Here is a 20,372-nt window from a genome sequence, read left to right on the forward strand (position 1 = left end):
CTTAATGATGATGGTGGTGCTCAGACTCTACTAAGCTTGCCTGCTTTTTAACTGGCAACGAAATCAGTTGCTGCTTGCCATCTGAGAACGTTAGGGTTAAATCCACTTTACTCTCTTCAGCTAAAGGTGTAGTCAGCCCCAATAACATGATGTGATTACCTGATTCCGACAGTACTAGGCTGCCATGAGAGTCTATGTCAATGCCGTCAACTTGGCGCATTTTTATCATGCCGTCTTCATCAACAAGAGTGTGCAGCTGTGCCTCTTTTGCAAAAGGGGCTTCAACTGCAATAAGTCGTGTGGCAGGGCCATGATTTTCTAAGGTGATATAAGCAGCGGTATTGGGCACACTTGGCGGCATTGCACGCACATAACCGTCAACCAGCATTACTTGCGCAAAAGCCGTAAATGAAAAGCAGCTAAGCAGCGTAAGGTTAAACAGTTGTTTGAATATTTGCTTCAATGTCTTAAACTCCATTTTAAAACCCAATTCGCAACATGAGGACATAACGAATGAGTACGATTCAGGTTAAGGACGATAACGGGGTACGCATTATTACGTTTAATCGTCCAGACAAGCGCAATGCGCTCAACCTTCAAATGTATACACGGTTAACAGAATACCTTATCCAAGGCGAATCAGACAATGAAATTCGAGCCTTTATGTTCCGTGGCCAAGCTGAATGTTTTACTTCAGGTAATGATGTTGCTGACTTTTTAAAAAATAGTAACTTAGGTGTAGACCATCCCGCTTTTAGGTTCCTATTTTGTCTACTCGACTTAAAAAAACCTGTCGTCGCTGCCGTTACCGGATCCGCTGTTGGTATCGGGACAACCTTGTTACTGCATTGCGATTTAGTCTATGCCGATGCTAGCGCGAAATTCCAATTGCCCTTCGTAAGGCTAGCCTTGGTGCCAGAAGCTGGCGCAAGCATGTTATTACCGCAGATAGTTGGCCCAGTGAAAGCGGCAGAGTTAATTATGTTGGGCGAGAGCTTTAACGCGGCAGCTGCACATTCGTACGGGCTCATCAATGACGTTATTGACTCTGATGACATTTTTCAGTTTGCGTTGCATAAAGCCAAGCTTTTGGCACAGCAACCCCCCATCTCTTTGCAGGCGACTAAACGGCTAATGCGTTATAACAGGGAAGAGGTAAGAACTCAGATGAAGAAAGAACTCGCGGAATTTGCGACTAGGCTTGCAAGTGATGAAGCAAAATCTCGTTTCGCGGCATTTTTAAAAAAATAGTTGCCATCTAACTAGGCGAACAATTTCAGAAGGCAGGCTTGCTTATGTCGGTATCGATTTTAGCAAGCATACCTTATTGAATAACATACTAACTCGCTGAGTGAACGATGAGTATTACTCGTCGCACCGTTTATTTGATCACTGCTGGCACTATCAGCCTCTTGGCACTTAAACATCTGCATTAGCATTAGCATGGCTTTTCCCATTTAGGTAATACCAAAGCAAGTACAAAGTAGATAACTAAGCCCATTGCCGGATTACAAAAAACAGCCAGTGCGCATACCACACGAGTCCATAAGCATGACCAGTCAAACTTATCTGCCATTGCCGCAGCAACACCACAAACCAATGATGAAGGATCTTTTAATCTATTAATAAAATCAGCCATTTGAAACTCCCTTTAACTTCAGATTTAAATTTTTAAATCCAATCTTTTAAACTTAGTCTTTCAATTTATGCCACTGTAGCGAGCAAACAATACAAGCAAACATCGCTAAACTAACCACCGGCAGTAATAACAAACCAACAAACTGAGCAATAAACCACATAATTAATCCTCAATTAGTGCGCTTGTTACTAATGGCTTTTCAACCTTTTCAGCTGTTAGTTTGGCAGCTTTCAAATCTTCATCACTGCTTAGTTCGAACATCATTTCTGACATTTGTGATTGAATAGAAAGACTCAATTCTGTTTGTGCTTTACTGACCATGTCTTGCATTTGTGCGCTAATGTTTTGCTCCAAACTGTTCGCCACTTCAGTGACCAACGACGTTTCTGCTTGAGCAGAAACACTAGCAGCTAACAACACAGCAGTTAATACAGAGGTCTTTACCGTTTTCATAACAATAGAATTAAACATAATGGATTCCTTTTCGAGTTTCGCCTAATTGCATAGAGACTAATACAAGTGGCGTGCCAACTTTTTGAAATGCTGTTAAAGCATTGATAAGTATGCACTTGGCATCTTACTCAGGAATTTTTACGGTATGGAGTATGACGAGGAGTAACTAACGTTAGTGAAACTCACCATGCACTGGTGAATTTCACTACAAGCAATTTTCAATTGGATAATAAGAGACAAATTAAAGGCTAATAACTGCTTTCATCTCTTGTCTAGCCTGGGTTATAACTTCGATCCCAGCACCCGATTTATGCGCGTTTTCACTTAAATAACGGCGCCATACTCTTGAGCCAACTTCACCTTGAAACAATCCGATGATATGGCGAGTAATGTGATTGAGGCGTCCGCCCGCTTGTAAATGTTTCTCTATATAAGGAAGTAGTTTCTCTAAAACAGCATCCCTGCTCAATACTGGCGTATCAATACCGCATAACTGTTGATCGACTTCAGCCAGTATATAAGGGTTTTGATAAGCTTCACGCCCAACCATCACACCATCGAGTTGCTTAAGATGCGTTTTACATTCAGCCAGTGTTTTAATCCCGCCATTAAGGCTGATACTTAAATCGGCATAATCACGTTTGAGCTGATAAACACGCTCATAATTTAACTCTGGGATCTCACGGTTTTCTTTAGGGCTTAGCCCTTGCAACCACGCCTTGCGGGCATGAATAATAAAGTCATCACAACCCACTGCTTTTACGGTATCGATAAATTGCGTTAAAAACTCGTAGCTATCTTGCTCATCAATACCAATACGCGTCTTCACGGTCACCGGAATATCGGCCACCTGCTTCATTGCATCGACACACTCAGCAACCAATTCAGGCTCAGCCATTAAGCAAGCACCGAAACGACCGCTTTGAACACGGTCTGATGGGCAACCCACGTTGAGGTTGATTTCATCATAACCACGCTCAAAGGCTAGCTTGGCACAGGTAGCAAGATCTGTAGCATTAGACCCACCTAGCTGTAATGCCAACGGGTGCTCCTCTTCGTTATAAGCAAGGTAATCACCTCGTCCATGAATTATTGCTCCCGTTGTTACCATTTCTGTATATAGCAGCACTTCAGAGGACATCAATCGCGCAAAGTAGCGATAATGGCGATCAGTCCAATCCAGCATGGGTGCGATAGAGAAAGTACGGTTAAGTTGGGTTTGCATATAATTACCAGTAAAACGAAAACAAGAAACGATTCGGGCGCGCATTTTACACTGCCGGCTAACAAAACAACAGGAGAAAAGCCTTTATGGTCGAGCGCTACGCCAGCTCGGCCATTATTTATGAGATGAAATGATATACGTTTCTAGTGCCTGCTGTAGCCACAAGGGTGAGACTATTTTTCCATCCGCGTCTCGCCTTAGCCACAGGTAAACTGTGGGATCGCTAAAGCCTTTCAGTAAGCATTTATCCTGTGAATAATCTATTTTTTGGGCGTGTAAGCCATTAATGCTAGCGAGAAAATCAACAGCACATTTCACACCGACGACCATCACCGCACGAGAGTTTAGTAAGCTACTCGCGGCGCTACCAAGATCGGGTGCGGTAGCATATACCTGCATCGGTTTACCTTGTGCTTTAGCATAAATGCCTAATGGTGATCTGTTGGCAGGAAATGGCATCGTGACGAGCTTAACAATAGGGAAGTCAGTCATATTGTCTATCGTCGGATTATCCCAAACAGGATGCTGTGATTGGGCAACTAAATACCCACCTCGATGTTGGATAATCGATTTAGATAACACTTCTTTTCTAGTCGATGGCCTAAAGCAGATCGCCGCGTCGATCTCCCCGTCAATAAGTTGCTGCTCACTCAGATCTGACCAAGCTGTTGTTGATACTGCGATATTTGGCTTTTGGTTATTAACTGCGGCCTTTCTAATAATTTGCTGTGCAAGCCCTATTTCTAATTGAGGAACGGTGCCGATAATGATTGGCGGCTCTGCAGGCGATACACTCTTGATAGCATCACTTTCGATAGAGCGACTACAGATTAAAATTTCCGCTAGCAAAACGTGTAAACTGTGGGCCATCTCAGTTGCAACGAGCTGATTATTGATTCGCACAAAAAGAGGATCATCAAAGACCTCCCGCAGTGAATTAAGCCCTCGGCTAACTTTGGGTTGAGATAACGATAAGTCACTTGATACAGCCTTAGTACTGCCCTTGAGGTACAGTTGACAAAATATCTCTATGGTACCAATACTAATATTACTCAGTTTTTTCATGTCCACCTCCAACTGGTAAGGTCATATTGCTGTTGATGTACCCCTGTATTTCATGATTTAACCAGTCTGGTATCGACCCGCTTTTTCTTGTTTGGGTGATATAGTGATGATACTGACCACTTCGCTGATTAATGAGATCACAGAGAACATCGTCCAGCGCTAATGATCCGATTTCACCGCGCTGACATAAAAATTCAATCGCATCTCGGTAACATAACAGTGCAATTGCATTACTGTGCTCCAGCTGAAGCATTAAATCCGCAAGTAGGCACACTTTTGCAACCACGTTTAAACCACTGTTGCTGTCAAGGGCATAACATTCAAGGGGATCGGTAACATCATCCAGTTCATTTCCAGCAAAGCTAATATAGGGATAATCCAATATATCAATGAGACTCAATGGCTGAGTTGCAGTAAGAAGTGGGTGATCCTGTCTGGCAACCATGACATAAGCGTCAGACTTAACGATTAACGTTGAAGACAATTGCTCTGTGTTATAAGCACTATAGGTAACCGCAATGTCGACACGCTGCTGCTTTAATAACTCGCCGACGTTGCTATTACAGGGTTTGATATGGAATACATAGTTTTCATTTTCTTTAGACGATCTTTTTTGTAACTGCCGTAGAAGGTTCAGTGACAAGGTTGGCGGACACGCAATGATCAACTCTCGTTTTCGCACTTGTGTTTGATTAAGGTCGATCTGTTCGCATTTTTTAGCCAACTGAACTATTTTCTTCATTTTAGGATAGATATCATCGGCAAAGCGGCTTCTTTCAAACCCCTGCTGTTTTCTGATAAATAGCGGGGCATCCAATGAGTGGCGGATAGATTTTAAGCTGCGACTTATTTTAGATGTGGGAACGCCAAGTACCTGACTTACCGCTGTAGCATTTAATAATTCGTACAGTAAAACAAAAACTTGGATATCAAATAAACTATTGGTATTTAACTTATTCATTCATCCTCTAAACACGCGTTTAATGCACCGTTTGCTAACATAAAACAATTTTTACCGCTTAGATATGCGTGTGCTCAATGTTCCATCTGCTTACTTTAGTTATGCCTCAATTTTGTGACACATGCATGTTGATTGATTAAAGCTATCGATTTCACTTTGTAGATTTGCGATATGCGAATTTCACATTTTCACATAACGAATACAAGCCCATCGCACTAACAAACAAACAATAAACGATACTAACCGCTAACAACCCCAGACGGTGCAGCGCGAACACCCAGAACAACCTTTATTACCGGCATTTAAAACCAAAAAACAACATCGTACATCAGTGATCAACTTCATATCTACGATCAGGGGAAATATCTAACATTTCATCAACCAAAAGTGGTTACTTTTAAGGAACGTATGATGATGACAACAAAAAAAGCATCGTTAGCTCTGTTGATTAGCTCCGCATTTCTAATCTCAGGCTGCTCAGATGGTGAAGATGGAAAGAATGGTGAAGATGGTCAACCAGGTGGACCGGGCGGGCCCGGTGATCCCGGCACCTCTGGCCTGCATATCGATATGGCGGCAGAGGCAATGGCAGAAATCAGCAATGCGACTTATGCTGACGGTATCATTACTGTTGATTTCGACCTGGAAAATAAACAGGGCGTTGGTCTTCATGGTCTTAGTGCTGAAAACGAGTTTCATGATTTCCGCTTCTCATTAGCTCAGCTGCAAACTAACACTGGCTCAGAGCTTAAACAGTGGATCTCGCTGTTAAATGACGCCACTAATGATGACGGAACTACATTCGAGCAGGGATTCGAGCAGATAAAGAATTGCGCAGAGTGCCTTGTAGATCATAAAGATGGTACCTATACCTACACATTCAATACTAACTTAACCACAGCCGTTGATCCTGCAGGAGTGGTATTTGACTCATCATTGACTCAGCGTATCGCTATCGAGATGCAGTTTGAGTATGACTCTGGCCATGAGCTAGCTGAAAATGCCCATTATGACTGGATCCCAGCGACCAATGCGACCGAGGGTGTAGAAACTCGCGAGCTGGTAACACTTGAAACATGTTATACCTGTCACCAACCAGATAGCCTTAAGGCTCACGGTGGTCGCAGACTTGATCTTGAAAACTGTCAGTCATGTCACAACGGCATCGTCTCAGATCCAAATGATGTTTCAGTTGAGTTAGGTCATATGGTGCATGCTATCCATATGGGGCCTGAGCGTGAAGGCAAAAATGCTGAGGGCAATGTTGTTCCAATGCCTTATACCATCGCTGGCTACGGCGGTGACCATGCATTTGATTACCCTGCATTCCCAACTAAACCGTTTATGGACTGTGCCGTTTGTCATGTTCAAGATGAAACGCTAGCCGACAAAGATCTATGGCTTTCAAATGCGAACGCGAATGCATGTACCGGTTGTCATACTGATTCTCCGGCGCAGCATAAGTCAGATAAGAACCCTGAATTAGTTTGTACCGATTGTCATAGTGCAGCAGTGCATTCCGACCATAAGAAACCTTATGAAGCGGCGAAAGACTATGATGTAACAGTCTCAAACGTAGAGATAAATGCGAATAACTTACTTGAGTTTGATGTACAAATCATCGACGCTGATGGTGTTGCAGTAACCGATGATGAGGTTTATCAGAAAGGCTACTCTAACCCTTATATGGTCGTAAGCTGGGATGTAGAAAAAGACTATCCTGAGTATGCCAAGTCTGTTGATACAGATACTCAAACTACGGGGTCTACCTATGATCATAGACGCTTTAGCTTAAAAGGTGATGGCTCTACCACTTATGCTAATGGTGTATTCCATGTAACCACAGAGAAGGTTAAGCCAAACAAGATAGATGACAATACAACTGTTGATAAAACTTATACTTTAGATCTTCCTGCTACTATTGCTGATAAGTCGTTAGAGATTTTACCTATTGTTAAGGTCTGCTTCGAAGAAGGTACTGGCACCCGTACAGATTGTACTGCTGATAATGCTTACCCAGCTTATTTACAGGTAGAAGCTTACCGTACAGTATTAGGTGATGCTGACGCCGTTGTTGGTGAGCGTCGCGCCATTGTTGATACAGCAAGCTGTTTTGGTTGTCACAGCCAAGAGTTCTACCATGATTCAAACGGTGTGAACTGTATTGCTTGTCATACTAATGATAAGGGCCTTAAAGGTAATGGAGATGCTAGCAATGGCGTTGCCTTGCTAAAATCAACCAGCTTCATGTACAAGGCACATAAAGCCACTGGTCATGACAATGGCCACGGTGGTAGCGGTACCATCTTGAAGACAGATTGTACAACGTGTCACTCAGCAACTGAGGGCTATGGTGGTCTTAAGTATGGCTTTGAGTTAGGCCGTAATGCTGGTCAAGCCCACACAATTCCTAGCACTCAAAGTCCAGCTGCCGATGAGACAGTTGAAACTTGGTATGCCTCTGCTGATGCTGCAGCTTGTATTAGCTGTCATCAGAAGTACCTATCAGATGCAGCGATGTCGCATATGGAACTAAATGGTGCTTACATTGGTGCTGATAAGGCGTTGGCTAAAGATGCGAAAGAAGCTTGTGCCACTTGTCACAGCCCGGCGAAAGTCATGGAACACCATGGGTTTACTTTGTAATTTGCCCTTGTAAGAACAGAGTGTCTAATTTGTCCCTAGGTTTACTCTAACGTTTTACCCCCTGCAAAAGTCAAAGGCACCCTCCGGTGCCTTTTTTGTGTGTAACAGAGATGAAAAGTCAGCTGGCACAACCATTAGCCCTTTTGATTTAAAAAGGCTGGTTGACCATTACCCAGAACTGACTATCTTCACTACCGAAAGCAAGTTCAGCCCTGACCACTATACTTTCAACCTCAAAACGTGCGCCAATACCTGCGGTCCACTGCAGATCATCGTGCAGTGCCTGCGCATCAAATTCATCGGCAACCTGCCCCGCTTCGGCAAAAGCGACCCATTGCCACCAAGGTATATCGTACAAATTAAATACTGGCCACTGTTGCAGTGGCTGCCATCTTGGCTGAATGCGGTACTCGGCGGAATAAAGCACCGCCGAACGCCCAGTAAATCGCTTACTGGCGTAGCCTCTAAGCCGGTCAAAACCGCCTAAACTAATCCCAGTAAATGTTGGTGGACGATGATAGCTCCCATCGCTCTGTGCGTTCCACGTTGGCGTGTCAGCCAAATAGAAGTTAAACGCCATGACCTGCTGGGCAAACCAATCATTTGCGCCAACAGCAAAGAATGCACTTTGCTCAAACTCCCAAGTTGTCCAACTACTACGATCTGCAGAGCCAAAGTCGCGACTGAACTTGAGGCTTGTTTGCCCGCCTTGGGTGCTGTCTTTACCATTGTCACGGTTATCCCAGTCTAACTCTAATGCGACACCTTGGGACTTTTGCGGCAAATAGTCATAACCTTGTAGCTCTCGCGTTTGCACAAAGGGGCTGACTTTAACGCTGGTCACACCCGAGGTTAGTGGGTTCCACTCAATGGGCTCAGCCGATCTTGCCAAACTACGGGCGGCACCATTAACGCCACGCCCCCAAGGCAACACGTATTTAGCGTGAAATCGGGTGTAGGACTCATCGCCTAGGGTCACCACTTTTTCAGCATCTTGATAAGGTTCAGCCAACTCAGAGAGATAATAGATACCCTCTTTAAACTGGGCTTGATAGGTTTCTAGCGAAAATAGCCAGCTATCGACTTCAGGGATCTGATAATTATGCGCACTTAAATAGCCTATCCAACTATCGTTAGCACTATATAAACCGATACCCAATATTGACGCTTGTACTTGGCCTGCATGTTTAACAACTCCTGCGCCGCCCAGTGCGGTACTTAGCGATTCAGATGAGAAGGCAAACGGCACCGCAACGAATTCGGCACTGGGTGCTGTTACCGTCGTTGTCGTTGCAACTTGCTCTGATGTTGTATGAGCTGTATCGCTGGTATTAGTGGATTGATTTTGCGGCTTTGTTTCTAAAACAGGGCTGGCAAATACCATTGGCTGCATTAACAGCAGTGCAGCAGGAGTTATTAATCGTATTTTCAATTTAAGAGATCTTCACACTGATGATGGGCATCCCGCCTCATCACAGCAGCACATAAATTTATTACTTGCTCAATCTAGGCAAACAGCGACTCGGGGCGTTAGTTTGGTGACTAGCTCATAGGCGATAGTACCAATATGTTCTGCAACCTCTTCAACAGGGAGCCCTTTACCCCATAGCACAGCGAGATCGCCGACGTTATCTTTGGCATTAGCACCAAGATCAACTGTCAGCATATCCATCGACACTCTACCGACAATCGGCACCAAACGGCCATTCACTAATACGGGCGTGCCTAGTGGAGCATTGCGCGGATAACCATCCCCGTACCCAATAGCAACAACCCCGAGTTTAGTGTCTTTATCAGCCGTCCAAAAACTGCCATAGCCTGCACTTTCACCCGCTTTATGCTCTCGAATGGCAATCAATTGCGATACTAAATCCATCGCTGGTAGTAAGCCGTGCTTGGTGCCTAAATCCCCCAAAACGGGTGACACGCCGTAAAGCGCAATACCGGGTCTTATCCAGTCAGCTTGGCTTGAATGCCAAAACAGTGCTCCGGCTGAATTAGCCAAAGTTCTATCCCCTGGCAAGTTTTGGGTTAACGCATCAAAAACTTTTTGCTGCGCTGCGGTACTTGGATTACTCGGCTCATCGGCACAAGCAAAATGAGTCATTAGATGGATAGGTTTAGCGACATTATCATTGGCCAGTAACCTTTGATAGGTTGAGTCGAACTGCTCAGGAGAAAAGCCGAGACGGTGCATTCCGGTATCAATTTTAAGCCAGACTGTAACAGGTTTTGGCAATACTGCACTTTCTAACATCTCAAGCTGAGACTCATGATGCACCACGGTTTCAATGTCATGCTCAACCAAAGCGACTAGATCGCCGACTCGAAAAAAGCCTTCCAACAGCAGAAGCTTAGCTTTAACCCCGCCCGCTCGTAATGCGAGCGCTTCATCTAAGCGAGCCAAGCCAAAACCATCGGCATTATCCAAGCACTGGGCAACATTCAGTAAGCCATGGCCATAACCGTTGGCTTTAACAACCGCCATCACTTTGCTTGATGGCGCTAGCTCATGCAATCTCGCTAAATTATGCTTGAGCGCCTTACGGCTAATTTCTGCTCGTGGGAATGGTTTCAAGAGTAACCTTGTTGTATCTAATCAAAAAATAAGAGCCTCAATGAGGCTCTATTGTAGTTAATTGTGTAGCAGAAAAACTATTGTTAACAACAATTAATCTTCTTCAAACTGCGGACCAGAGTAATTATCAAAACGAGAAAATTGTCCTTGGAAGGTTAAACGCACGCGGCCAATGGGACCGTTACGCTGTTTACCAATAATAATCTCTGCGGTGCCTTTATCTTCAGAATCATCGTTATACACTTCATCACGGTAAATAAACATGATCAAGTCGGCATCCTGCTCAATCGCACCAGATTCACGCAAATCCGAGTTAATCGGACGTTTATCAGCTCGTTGCTCCAATGAACGGTTTAGCTGTGATAGCGCAACAACTGGGATCTCTAACTCCTTGGCCAGCGCTTTTAGTGAGCGAGAGATCTCCGAAATTTCTAAAGTACGGTTATCTTTCAGTGCGGGCACCTGCATTAATTGCAGGTAATCGATCATAATCATCGACAGCCCGCCATACTCACGGGCAACACGTCTTGCTCGGCTACGCACATCAGTTGGCGTTAAACCTGAACCATCATCGATATACATCTTACCTTGCTCAAGCATGATTCCCATGGTGGACGATACCCGCGCCCAGTCATCATCATCTAATTGCCCGGTACGAATTTTGGTTTGATCGACTCGACCCAGTGACGCCAACATACGCATCATGATCTGTTCTGAGGGCATCTCTAAGCTGAAAATAAGCACGGGTTTATCTTCATTCAATGCCGCTTGCTCACACAAGTTCATCGCGAAAGTAGTTTTACCCATTGATGGACGCGCGGCAACAATAATTAAATCACCCGACTGAAAACCTGCGGTCATTTTGTCGAGATCGCCAAAGCCACTCGACACCCCAGTCACACCATTGGTTGGGTTATTGTAGAGTTCTTCAATTTTATCGACGGTTTTTTCTAGGATGGTCTTTATGCCTTCAGGACCTTCGTTAGCATTGGCACGCTGCTCGGCAATCTTAAATACTTTGGTTTCAGCTAAATCAAGCAGTTCACTCGAGTTACGCCCTTCAGGATTAAAACCGGCATCAGCAATTTCGTTAGCCACCTTAATCATGTCACGCACTACCGCACGTTCACGTACGATATCGGCGTATGAATGAATGTTACCCGCACTCGGCGTGTTCTTAGCAATCTCACCGATATAAGCAAAGCCGCCCACATCTTCCAATTGATCTTCAAGCTCTAATTGTTCAGAGACGGTGATCAAATCGATGGGATTACCCACACTAGCTAAAGATTCCATTGCCGCAAAAATCGTCGCATGGGCGCGCGAATAAAAATCCTCTTTGACTACGGCTTCGGCAACTCGATCCCATGCGTCAGAATCTAACATCAAGCCACCGAGCACAGACTGCTCTGCTTCAATTGAATGCGGTGGCATCTTCAGCGCATCCATCTGCAGATCTCTGGGCTTCTCTTTGGCCTTAAAGGCGCGTTGCTGTGACATTAAATCTCCAAAATTCCAACAATAAAGCAAAATGTGGTATAAAACGGGCTTAAGCAGAGCAGACAATTAACAACATCCAACCTGCAGATAAAAAATACACAATAACAAAATAAGGAAAGAACATGCGCAATGCATTGATTGCCGCTATTGCTCTCTCTACAGGGATGTTGTCATCCTCTGTGGTTAAGGCCGATGAAGGACAGTGGCAGCCGTATCAAATGCCCTCTATCGCTGACAAGCTTAGCGAACGTGGTATCGATATACCTGCTAAACAGCTAGCAGATCTTACTAGCTACCCTATGAATGCTGTTGTCGGTTTGGGCTATTGTACCGCCAGTTTTGTTTCGCCCCAAGGCTTAGTTGTCACAAACCATCATTGTGCTTACCGCGCCATTCAATATAACAGCAAAAAAGAACATAATTATCTCGCCGAGGGTTTTTTAGCAAGCAGTAAAGATAAAGAACCGACGGCTGGCCCTAATGAACGTCTCTATATTACAGAAGCCGTCACCAATGTATCGGAGCAAGTAAAAAAAGATATCGGTAACGATCCACTGCTTCGCTTTGAAAATATCCAAGCCAACCGTAAAGCGCTCATCAAAGAGTGTGAAAGTGATGAAAACTACCGCTGCTCAGTCCGAAGCTTTCACAATGGTTTAGAATACTACCTCACTAAGCAACTTATCATTCGAGACGTTCGCTTAGTCTATGCGCCACCAGAAAGTGCTGCTGCATTTGGCGGTGATGTCGATAACTATGAGTACCCACGTCACTCTGCTGACTTCACCTTTTTACGTGCTTATGTAGGTAAAGATGGTAAGCCAGCCATTTTCAACAAAGACAACGTACCTTATGAGCCGAAGAGCTATCTAAAAATTAACGCCGATGGTGTAAAGGCCGGTGACGGAGTTTTTGTTGCCGGTTACCCAGGCTCAACCAGCCGCTATCGCTTAACAAGCGAACTTAAGTTTGCCAGCGATTGGTTATATCCAACACTCGCAACACGTTATCAACTGCGTATAGATACTATTGAAGCGATGAGCGGAGCCAATAGCGACGTTAAAATAAAGTACGCGGGTAAGCTAGCAGGTATGGCTAACCGTATGAAAAAGTACAATGGTTTACTGGATGGATTTAAGGCCACCGATATTGCGGGTATTAAGCAGGGCCGTGAAGATGACTTTAAAGCTTGGCTGGCGCAAGACAAAACTTACAGCTCTTTTCAAACTCAGTTTGATGAACTAGAAACCCTACTGGTTGAGCAGCGCAGGCAACGTCAAACACGTTACTACTTCAACAATGCTCAGAGCAGTGCCCTACTTGATACAGCTAACAAGCTGTATCGCCTAGCAAAAGAGAAAACTAAGCCGGATGCTAAGCGTGAAGAGGGTTATCAGCAGCGCGACATGAAGATGTTTAAAGCACGTCTAAAGCGTCTTGATTCAAGCTTTGCTATCAGCGTCGATAAAACGCTATGGTTACAAGACTTAGAAGCTTATTTAAAGCAAGATATTCGTGTTAGCGAGCTGGATGACGCGTTAAATGAAGGCGATGTTGAAACTACGCTATCTGAAAAACTAGATGCACTTTATGCATTAACATCGTTAACCGATAAAGATAAGCGACTCGCTTGGATGGATGCAGAAGCTAACACATTCGAAACCAGTGCCGACCCTTTCATTCGTCTTGCCGTCTCATTGTATGAGAAGAACATGGCCGCCGAGAAAGAAGCTAAAACATTGGCCGGTAAGTTATCGATGGCTCGCCCTGATTACATGAAGGCAATGATCGCCTACTACCAATCAAATAACTGGCCAGTATACCCAGATGCTAACGGTACCTTACGTATCACCTACGGTATGGTTGATGGATACCAATCAAAAGATGCTCTCTACAAGCAACCATTTACGCGCCTAGAAGGGATCCCCGCTAAACATACAGGCATAGAGCCATTTAGCGCTCCGACTAAGTTGTTAAAGACAATTGCAGAGCAGCGTTATGGTAGCCATAAAGTCGAGACTGTTTATCAAGATCCCGCTTCTTGGATATGCCGACTATTCTCTTGCCTAGACAAACCAGAGCAATTTAACTCTGTCCCAGTCAACTTCCTGTCGAGTGTCGATACTACTGGTGGAAATTCTGGTTCACCGGTGTTTAACGGTAAGGGCGAGCTAGTGGGCCTTAACTTTGACTCCACTTACGAAGCGATTACCAAAGATTGGTTCTTCAACCCTACAATCACCCGTGCGGTACATGTCGATATTCGCTACATACTGTGGATGATGGATGAAGTTGACCATGCAACGAACCTCATCGAAGAGCTGGATTTAGTCAAAAACTAACCCGTTACTCTGACATATAAAGGCAGGTTAACTAAGTTTGCAGCTTAGTTAACCTGCCTTTTTTTATCCACTAACTTCCCTATCTGATTAATCCTACCTCCTATCGCTATAGGAATAAGTGTTTCAACACATTTCAAAATGTGTTGACTTATTTCAACAGAAACATCTAGAAATACAACATAAACCAGCAGTAACAACTAATCACCACTACATGAGCAGTGCTAATCACCAGTAAGTCAATAGTATTAAGAATACACGTTCGATAGAACGATTTGATCTAAGCTATGCAACCATATAGCATCGACCCCGTTACAAATAAAACAAAATAATAACAACACAAGAACATATGTTTCTACAAGGATTGAACATGAAGACAGTAAATTTCAAACGCTCTTTGCTAGCGGCGTCAATTACGACGTTACTCGCAATTAGCTCCCCGGTATTAGCGGATAGCGCTGCAGGATCCATTTACGGTAAAGCCTCAAGCGGTACTGAAATCACTTACAAAAATACAAAAACAGGTGTGTCACGTACCATTACAGTTAACGATACTGGTCGATTTAAAATGAACAGTATTGCTCCAGGTACATATATCGTTAGTGACAGTCTAGGTAACGAGCAGCAAGTTACTGTTGTAATTGGTACCGGTGCATTCGTTTCGCTAGCTGATACAACAGAAAGATTAAGCGTTGTAGGTTCGCGTATTAGTTCTATCGATACTTCAAGCGTTGAGTCTTCAGTTGTATTTACTGCTGAAGATATTGCTAAATTGCCGATGGCAAGAAACTCTGTAGCAGTTGCATTACTTGCACCTGGGGCTATTCAAGGTGGCGATGCTTTTGGTAGAAACCTACCATCATTTGGTGGATCTTCGATTGCTGAAAATGGCTATTACATTGATGGAATGGATGTAACCAACCTTCGTACGATGTTGAGTTTCGCTTCAGTTCCACAGGATGCAATTGCTCAAACCCAAGTAAAGACGGGCGGTTACAGTGCTGAATACGGCCGTTCACTTGGTGGCGTTATTAATGTTGTGACGAAATCAGGCTCTAACGAGTGGGAATTCGGCGGTTCAGCATACTATGCACCTGACTCTCTTAGGGCTTCAGGAAAAGATGTAAGACTTTTAGATATCGACGAAAATGGTGATGTGTATGACACTCTAAGCACCTCAAATCAATACGATACTAAAGACGAATTAGTATACAATGTCTTTGGTGGTGGCGCCATTATTGAAGACTCACTTTTCTTTTTTGCAAATATTGAAGGAAAAAACAACCAGCGTGAAAATTATGGTAAAGATAGTAGTTATGAATATACTAATACCACTCCTAACTACCTCGCTAAATTAGATTGGTTTATAACTGATAACCACTCTATACGCCTTACGCATATTAATAATGAAGAAGAGTATGACCGAACTAACTACTTTAATGACCTTGATACTGATGGTAACCCTATAGTTGGAAAGCATGGCGAGCAAACAGGTCAATTCAGTTACAAAGAAGGCGGTACAGTTAACATTTTAGCCTATACAGGCCATCTTACTGACGATATAACCTTTAATGCTATGTTTGGTAAGCTAGAAAACACCTACCTTAAAGTGCCTAACCTTCCTGGTGATGACTGTCCAGCGGTATACGACACAACTCCTGGTAATAACTGGGTGCCTATCGGTTGCTGGAATAAACCTGGGCAGTTTTATATTACAGACCAAGTAGAAGATAAAGATGAACGTGAGAGCATGAAGTTTGACGTAGATTGGGTTCTTGGTGATCACAGTCTTCGTTTCGGTTATGACTCACAGAAATATGATTCAACTTCTCCGGGCACCAACCCATCAGGTGGTGTTTATTATCGTTATGCAAATGCTTACGCAGGTAACGACAATACAATTAACGGTGTAGTCCTTCCCGAAGGAACTGAAGCTGTGCGTGTACGCTTACACAATACTGAAACAGCAACTTTTGGTGTAGAAAATACTGCTTGGTACATAGAAGATAACTGGCAATTGAACGATGATATGCTCGTATACTTAGGTGTACGAAGTGAATCTTTTGAAAACATGGATGGTAACGGTAATACGTTCGTAGAATCTAGCAATCTAATCGCTCCACGCTTAGGCTTTACATGGGATGTTAACGGCGACTCTTCTGCAAAACTATTCACAACTCTTGGACGTAGCTACATTCCAGTAACAGCTAATACTAATATCCGCTCAACGCGAGTAGAGACATATAATCAAAGCTGGTACTTACTGCCTGATGGTCGTAAAACGGATGGCTCTGAAGCGCCTGTAACAATAGGTGATATAATTGGTGCACCAATTATTGACAACCAGATACCACAACCAGAACGTATTGCTGATAAAAACTTGACCCCTATGTACCAAGATGAGTTTATTATTGGTTATCAACAATTTATAACTGACGACTGGAGTGCTGGAGCCAAATTCACAGCAAAAACACTGCAAAATGGTATGGATGATTTCTGTGGTCACGATGGATTTACCAAGTGGGCTGCTGACAATGGGTATGATAACTTTGACCCTAACTCTATGGCAGGCTGTATGTTAATCAATCCAGGTGAAGATATAACAATCGCGATGGATCTTGAGAATGACGGCAACCTGACCTCTGTAACCACGCCTAATTCATACCATGGATTACCAGAGTATCAGCGTGATTACTATGGTTTAGAATTAACTGCAGATAAAGCAATGAGCAACGGTTGGAAGGCTAGCTTTTCGTACGTACTTTCAAGAACATATGGTAACGCAGAAGGTTATGTGAACACTTCTTTAGCACAAGAAGATCCGGGTGCAACTCAAGATTTTGATCACCAGAACTTTATGCATGGTTCAGAAGGTAACTTACCAACAGATAGAACCCATCAATTTAAAGCTTTTGGTTTATATGAAATCACAGAAGAATTGCTCGTGTCGGCAAATATCTCTTTAGTTTCAGGGATCCCAATGAGCTGCCAAGGCTTCGTGAAAACGGATGACATGCTCACTGGTGATGGCACAACTGGCTACGATGCGCCAAACTTCAGTAGATATGGTGCTTCAAGCTTCTACTGTATGAGTGATGATGGACAACAGGAACTTACTGAACGTGGCGATGAAGGGCGTACGCCTTGGTTGTTTAATGCCGATCTTGGTATAAGCTATTCGCCTAATTGGGCTGAGGGTCTAAGCCTTAAAGCCACAGTCTTCAATGTGTTTAATAACCAGGAAGATACAACTTATGATCAAGTGAATGATTATGAGCAAGGCTCAACGGCAAGAAGTCCTAACTACTTACAGGCTGCATCTTACCAATCACCACGCTACGTGCAATTTTCAGCACACTATAGCTTCTAGGACGTTTGAATTAATAAAGACAAAACGGCAGCTATAGCTGCCGTTTTTTTATGCCAATTAAAGCGTAATACCAATTACATTAAAAGTTTGATTTAATAAAGGCGACTACAATCAATGGACTATAAATACACTCTTCTGATGGTTTTAAGCTGCTAGCTAGCTAAGCTAGGCTAGCAACACCCAAGGGTTTAGCTGTATAACCAGCCGTTCGAAACATGCCAAACAATCGCAGCAAGCTCAAGACGCTTTTAAAAAATTCCAACTGGAAACGATCCTTAACACACCTGGGCAGCTACCTCTACATCACGTTGACGTTTGGTTCCAAGATGAGACGTGCTTTGGTCAGCAAAACCAAACAACACATCGATGGGCTAAAACAGGAACAAGACCTAGGATAGTGAAACTGCAGCAGCTTGAGTACGTGGACTTATTTGGCGCCGTGTGTCCAAGTTCAAGCCAAACGTAAGCCTTGATCACGCCTTTCGTGAATAAAGAGGCGATGACACTTCACTTGAAACAGATTTCACAAGCTACCCCGGATGGGCGTCATGCTCTGGTAATCATAGGTTGTGCAGATTGGCATACCATGGCACTTTAACAATTTATCTTTGTTAAAGTTACCGCTCTATTCACCAAAATTAAATCCAATAGAACTTTTTTGGGTTTTGATGACATTATTGAGCAGCTATCCAAAGCATAGAATACTTTTATTTCAGATAAAAATAGGGTGAAAGCCTTATTCTAGAGAGATTGGATAAAATTGGTCAATTAGTTAATGCAATGGGGATAATACATGCGGGCTATATCAATCCAATTACTTCAAATTCCAGACATAAAAAAACACCGCGCTAATTAAATTAGTGCGGTGTTTTAAATTAAAGCTTTGCTAATACCAAAAGGTATTAAGGCAAAATATTAGTCTTCTGCAACAACAGAAAGCTTAACAATTGCTTTAACTTCAGTATGAAGTTGAACTTCAACTTCAAAATCACCAGTGTTGCGCAATGCACCTAATGGTAGACGTACTTCGCTTTTAGCAAGCTCAACGCCAGCAGCAGTAACTGCATCAGCTACGTCACGGTTACCAATAGATCCAAATAGCTTGCCTTCGTCACCCGCTTTAGAAGCGATAACAACAGACTCAAGTGCATTGATTTTCTCTGCACGAGCTGTAGCAGTAGCTAGTTGACCCGCTAACTGAGCTTCTAATTCAGCACGACGTGCTTCAAAGACTTCAGTGTTAGCAGCGTTAGCAACAACAGCTTTACCTTGTGGTAAAAGAAAGTTACGTGCGTAACCTGATTTTACAGAAACTTGGTCACCCAAGTTGCCTAGGTTAGCGATTTTATCAAGTAAAATAACGTTCATTTTATATTCCTCTAAATTAATGCAGTTTACTGATGTAAATCAGTGTACGGCAGTAGAGAAAGATAACGAGCACGCTTGATAGCGCGAGCTAGTTGACGTTGATATTTAGCATTTGTACCAGTGATACGACTAGGAACAATTTTACCACTTTCAGTGATATAGTTCTTCAAAGTAACGATATCTTTGTAATCAATCTCGGTAACGCCTTCTGCTGTGAAACGGCAGAACTTGCGACGACGGAAATAACGTGCCATGTGACAGTCTCCTAAGTTTTCAATTCGACATTTTCAGCGTGTAATACCAAACGATTTTGACCATTTCTGCTCTGTTGCAGATTAAGGAAACCTTCGACTTGGATTTCAACGCCGGCTTTCAGATTTTCTGTAACGCTATTAAAGCGTTCCCCACTTAGCACAACTTGAATTTGGCAATAAACGTTGCGTAACATTTCTGCTTCGTAACGCTGCGATTTGTGTTCCAACATCAGTACCGTATGGGCAATGCCTGCTGGGCTATCAAACCGTCTAGAACGCGTAATGGTTCCCGCTAATATCAAATTGTTCGTGGTCACAAAAAAACTTACTCAGCAGTGTTTTCAGCGCTTTCTTTAACTTCTACAGTAGCTTCTGCACGAGGTGCACGCTCTTCAGATGAACGACGTGTATCGCGTTCGTCTTTAGCTTTAGCCATTGGAGATGCTTCAGTGATGGCAGCTTTAGTACGCATAACCATGCTACGCAAAACAGCGTCGTTGAAACGGAAAGCAGTTTCAAGTTCTTCTACAGTTTCAGCAGTAGTCTCTACGTTCATAAGAACATAGTGAGCTTTATGCAACTCGATGATTGGGTAAGCCAATTGACGACGGCCCCAATCTTCTAAACGATGGACTTGACCACCAGCTTGGGTAAGAATACCCGTGTAACGCTCGATCATACCTGGCACTTGCTCACTCTGATCAGGGTGAACTAAAAATACGATTTCATAATGACGCATTTTTTGCTCCTTACGGTTATCTAGCCTCGTTGTTGGCTCAGTCAAACCTAATAGAGGCAAGGAACTAATTAAAGTGACTGATTTAAGCCGCGGAATATTACATAAACTAGCGACATAATTCAAGCAATAACTTCCCAGCGCCGTAATTACCTTAAATTAAGCGGGCTATCACTGGCATCTCCTGTGAATAACGCTATTTATGGCCTAAAAATAGATAATTGAGTCATTAGTCGTC

17 protein-coding genes and 1 pseudogene are annotated in these 20,372 nt (G+C 43.4%); 5 read left to right on the forward strand and 13 right to left on the reverse strand.

The window, feature by feature from the left end:
* Position 1: 1 nt before the first annotated feature.
* Positions 2–478 (reverse strand): copper chaperone PCu(A)C, encoded by a 477-nt coding sequence (locus JK628_RS18830; RefSeq protein ID WP_202286454.1) that lies wholly within the window; start codon positions 476–478, stop codon positions 2–4.
* A 35-nt stretch (positions 479–513) separates the two neighbouring features.
* Here JK628_RS18830 and JK628_RS18835 point away from each other — a divergent pair, with 35 nt between their 5' ends.
* Complete coding sequence (locus JK628_RS18835; RefSeq protein ID WP_202286455.1) at positions 514–1,251, forward strand: enoyl-CoA hydratase-related protein; 738 nt, start codon at positions 514–516, stop codon at positions 1,249–1,251.
* A 187-nt stretch (positions 1,252–1,438) separates the two neighbouring features.
* On the opposite strand, the gene JK628_RS18840 is transcribed toward JK628_RS18835, so the two are convergent.
* The 5 genes from JK628_RS18840 to JK628_RS18860 form a co-directional block, all read right to left on the reverse strand.
* Positions 1,439–1,639 (reverse strand): PspC domain-containing protein, encoded by a 201-nt coding sequence (locus tag JK628_RS18840; RefSeq protein ID WP_202286456.1) that lies wholly within the window; start codon positions 1,637–1,639, stop codon positions 1,439–1,441.
* Positions 1,640–1,801: 162 nt separating this feature from the next.
* On the reverse strand, positions 1,802–2,110 hold the full coding sequence (locus JK628_RS18845) for a hypothetical protein (protein WP_202286457.1): 309 nt from the start codon (positions 2,108–2,110) through the stop codon (positions 1,802–1,804).
* A gap of 223 nt (positions 2,111–2,333) precedes the next feature.
* Entirely contained in the window at positions 2,334–3,317 is a 984-nt protein-coding gene (dusA, locus tag JK628_RS18850; RefSeq protein WP_202286458.1) for a tRNA dihydrouridine(20/20a) synthase DusA, read from the reverse strand.
* A gap of 114 nt (positions 3,318–3,431) precedes the next feature.
* Positions 3,432–4,382: a LysR family transcriptional regulator gene (locus JK628_RS18855; RefSeq protein WP_202286459.1), complete on the reverse strand. Its 951-nt coding sequence runs from the start codon at positions 4,380–4,382 to the stop codon at positions 3,432–3,434.
* Positions 4,366–5,343: a LysR family transcriptional regulator gene (locus JK628_RS18860; protein WP_202286460.1), complete on the reverse strand. Its 978-nt coding sequence runs from the start codon at positions 5,341–5,343 to the stop codon at positions 4,366–4,368. The genes JK628_RS18855 and JK628_RS18860 overlap by 17 nt, the downstream gene beginning before the upstream one ends.
* 408 nt (positions 5,344–5,751) lie before the next feature.
* Here JK628_RS18860 and JK628_RS18865 point away from each other — a divergent pair, with 408 nt between their 5' ends.
* On the forward strand, positions 5,752–7,989 hold the full coding sequence (locus JK628_RS18865; protein ID WP_202286461.1) for an OmcA/MtrC family decaheme c-type cytochrome: 2,238 nt from the start codon (positions 5,752–5,754) through the stop codon (positions 7,987–7,989).
* A gap of 148 nt (positions 7,990–8,137) precedes the next feature.
* On the opposite strand, the gene JK628_RS18870 is transcribed toward JK628_RS18865, so the two are convergent.
* From JK628_RS18870 to dnaB, 3 genes are all read right to left on the reverse strand, one after another.
* On the reverse strand, positions 8,138–9,421 hold the full coding sequence (locus JK628_RS18870) for a hypothetical protein (RefSeq protein ID WP_202286462.1): 1,284 nt from the start codon (positions 9,419–9,421) through the stop codon (positions 8,138–8,140).
* A 69-nt stretch (positions 9,422–9,490) separates the two neighbouring features.
* A complete protein-coding gene (gene alr, locus JK628_RS18875; protein WP_202286463.1) occupies positions 9,491–10,567 on the reverse strand; it encodes an alanine racemase in 1,077 nt (358 codons plus the stop codon).
* A gap of 93 nt (positions 10,568–10,660) precedes the next feature.
* Positions 10,661–12,067: a replicative DNA helicase gene (gene dnaB, locus JK628_RS18880; RefSeq protein ID WP_202286464.1), complete on the reverse strand. Its 1,407-nt coding sequence runs from the start codon at positions 12,065–12,067 to the stop codon at positions 10,661–10,663.
* A gap of 122 nt (positions 12,068–12,189) precedes the next feature.
* On the opposite strand from dnaB, the gene JK628_RS18885 reads away from it, so the two are divergent.
* From JK628_RS18885 to JK628_RS23360, 3 genes and pseudogenes are all read left to right on the forward strand, one after another.
* The gene (locus JK628_RS18885; protein ID WP_202286465.1) at positions 12,190–14,409 is read left to right on the forward strand and encodes a S46 family peptidase; all 2,220 of its coding nucleotides are present in this window, start codon (positions 12,190–12,192) and stop codon (positions 14,407–14,409) included.
* 367 nt (positions 14,410–14,776) lie between these two features.
* Complete coding sequence (locus JK628_RS18890) at positions 14,777–17,776, forward strand: TonB-dependent receptor plug domain-containing protein (protein ID WP_202286466.1); 3,000 nt, start codon at positions 14,777–14,779, stop codon at positions 17,774–17,776.
* 184 nt (positions 17,777–17,960) lie between these two features.
* Positions 17,961–18,521, forward strand: a pseudogene (locus JK628_RS23360) (transposase); the annotation flags it as partial.
* Positions 18,522–18,691: 170 nt separating this feature from the next.
* Here JK628_RS23360 and rplI read toward each other — a convergent pair.
* The 4 genes from rplI to rpsF are packed head-to-tail and all read right to left on the reverse strand — an operon-like array spanning position 18,692 to position 20,137.
* Positions 18,692–19,144 carry a 50S ribosomal protein L9 gene (gene rplI / locus JK628_RS18895; protein WP_202286467.1) on the reverse strand — a complete coding sequence of 151 codons (453 nt, stop codon included), beginning with the start codon at positions 19,142–19,144 and terminating at the stop codon, positions 18,692–18,694.
* A 26-nt stretch (positions 19,145–19,170) separates the two neighbouring features.
* Positions 19,171–19,398, reverse strand: coding sequence for a 30S ribosomal protein S18 (gene rpsR / locus JK628_RS18900; RefSeq protein WP_005497284.1), 228 nt, complete (start codon positions 19,396–19,398; stop codon positions 19,171–19,173).
* A gap of 11 nt (positions 19,399–19,409) precedes the next feature.
* Positions 19,410–19,715: a primosomal replication protein N gene (gene priB / locus JK628_RS18905; RefSeq protein WP_202286468.1), complete on the reverse strand. Its 306-nt coding sequence runs from the start codon at positions 19,713–19,715 to the stop codon at positions 19,410–19,412.
* Between the two features lie 8 nt (positions 19,716–19,723).
* The gene (gene rpsF, locus JK628_RS18910) at positions 19,724–20,137 is read right to left on the reverse strand and encodes a 30S ribosomal protein S6 (protein ID WP_202286469.1); all 414 of its coding nucleotides are present in this window, start codon (positions 20,135–20,137) and stop codon (positions 19,724–19,726) included.
* Between the last annotated feature and the right edge of the window lie 235 nt (positions 20,138–20,372).

Origin of the sequence: Shewanella sp. KX20019 (genome assembly GCF_016757755.1) — a bacterium.
Lineage (GTDB): Bacteria > Pseudomonadota > Gammaproteobacteria > Enterobacterales > Shewanellaceae > Shewanella.

Bases quoted from the DNA above. Each gene is read 5' to 3' on its own strand.
- JK628_RS18835 (WP_202286455.1), top strand. From the start codon at position 514: ATGAGTACGATTCAGGTTAAGGACGATAACGGGGTACGCATTATTACG.
- JK628_RS18855 (WP_202286459.1), bottom strand. From the start codon at position 4,382: ATGAAAAAACTGAGTAATATTAGTATTGGTACCATAGAGATATTTTGT.
- JK628_RS18890 (WP_202286466.1), top strand. From the start codon at position 14,777: ATGAAGACAGTAAATTTCAAACGCTCTTTGCTAGCGGCGTCAATTACG.
- dnaB (WP_202286464.1), bottom strand. From the start codon at position 12,067: ATGTCACAGCAACGCGCCTTTAAGGCCAAAGAGAAGCCCAGAGATCTG.
- JK628_RS18860 (WP_202286460.1), bottom strand. From the start codon at position 5,343: ATGAATAAGTTAAATACCAATAGTTTATTTGATATCCAAGTTTTTGTT.
- JK628_RS18885 (WP_202286465.1), top strand. From the start codon at position 12,190: ATGCGCAATGCATTGATTGCCGCTATTGCTCTCTCTACAGGGATGTTG.
- rpsR (WP_005497284.1), bottom strand. From the start codon at position 19,398: ATGGCACGTTATTTCCGTCGTCGCAAGTTCTGCCGTTTCACAGCAGAA.
- rpsF (WP_202286469.1), bottom strand. From the start codon at position 20,137: ATGCGTCATTATGAAATCGTATTTTTAGTTCACCCTGATCAGAGTGAG.
- JK628_RS18830 (WP_202286454.1), bottom strand. From the start codon at position 478: ATGGAGTTTAAGACATTGAAGCAAATATTCAAACAACTGTTTAACCTT.
- JK628_RS18845 (WP_202286457.1), bottom strand. From the start codon at position 2,110: ATGTTTAATTCTATTGTTATGAAAACGGTAAAGACCTCTGTATTAACT.
- JK628_RS18865 (WP_202286461.1), top strand. From the start codon at position 5,752: ATGATGATGACAACAAAAAAAGCATCGTTAGCTCTGTTGATTAGCTCC.
- dusA (WP_202286458.1), bottom strand. From the start codon at position 3,317: ATGCAAACCCAACTTAACCGTACTTTCTCTATCGCACCCATGCTGGAT.
- JK628_RS18840 (WP_202286456.1), bottom strand. From the start codon at position 1,639: ATGGCTGATTTTATTAATAGATTAAAAGATCCTTCATCATTGGTTTGT.
- rplI (WP_202286467.1), bottom strand. From the start codon at position 19,144: ATGAACGTTATTTTACTTGATAAAATCGCTAACCTAGGCAACTTGGGT.